The organism is Hymenobacter crusticola (assembly GCF_002154225.1).
Taxonomy (GTDB): Bacteria; Bacteroidota; Bacteroidia; order Cytophagales; family Hymenobacteraceae; genus Hymenobacter; species Hymenobacter crusticola.
Map to the genome: position 1 here is coordinate 1 of NZ_MTSE01000107.1, position 1164 is coordinate 1164.

A 1164-nucleotide genomic window follows, 5' to 3' on the forward strand; every position below is an offset into this window, starting at 1 on the left:
GAGCAGGAGTACTTCCTGGTGGACAAAGCCCTCTACGATGCCCGCCCGGACCTGGTGATGACCTCGCGCACGCTGTTTGGCCACGCCCCGGCCAAAGGCCAGCAGCTGGAGGATCACTACTTTGGCTCCATCCCCAGCCGGGTGCACGCGTTCATGGTCGAGTTCGAGGAGGAAGGCACCAAGCTGGGCATCCCCTTGCGCACGCGCCACAACGAGGTAGCCCCCAACCAGTTCGAGTGCGCCCCCACCTTCGAGGATGCCAACCTGGCGGTAGACCACAACCAGCTCTTGATGGATTTGATGGACCGCGTGGCCGAGCGTCACCACTTCAAGGTGCTGCTGCACGAGAAGCCCTTTGCCGGGGTGAACGGCTCGGGCAAGCACAACAACTGGGCGATGAGCACGGACACGGGCGTGAACCTATTCGCCCCGGGCAAGCGCCCGAAGGAGAACCTGCAGTTCCTGACCTTCTTCATCGCTACCATCAAGGCCGTGCACACCTACGGGGACTTGCTGCGCGCCAGCATTGCCTCGGCCTCGAATGATCACCGCCTGGGCGCCAACGAAGCCCCGCCGGCGATTATGTCGGTGTTCGTGGGCTCGATGCTGGACAACGTCTTGAACGAGCTGGAGCGCACGGCCAAGCTGCCGCTAGACAAGGGCGACAACATCTACCTCAAGCTAGGCATCGACAAGATCCCGGCCATTCTGCTGGACAACACCGACCGCAACCGCACCTCCCCGTTTGCCTTCACCGGCAACAAGTTCGAGCTGCGGGCGGTGGGTTCCTCGGCCAACTCCTCCTCGGCCATGACCGTGCTCAACGCCATTGTGGCCGAGCAGCTGATTGCCTTCAAGCAGGCGGTGGATGCGCAGCTCGAGCAAGGCAAGAAGAAGGAAGTGGCCATTGTGGACGTGCTGCGCGAGTACGTGATCAGCTCCAAGAACGTACGCTTCGAGGGCAACGGCTACAGCGAGGAGTGGAAAGAAGAAGCGGCCCGGCGCGGGCTGGCCAACGTGGCCACCACGCCGCACGCTTTGGATGCGCTGGTCACGCCGGCGGCGGAGGCCTTGTTTGCCAAGCACGGCATCTTCTCGCCGGTGGAGCTGCACGCCCGCCACGAGATTTTGCTGGAGGATTACCTGAAGAAGATCCAGATTGAG

The 1164-nt window shown here is 62.6% G+C and carries 1 pseudogene; it reads left to right on the top strand.

The window, feature by feature from the left end:
- Positions 1 to 1164: pseudogene (locus tag BXP70_RS29060) on the top strand (glutamine synthetase type III); the annotation flags it as partial.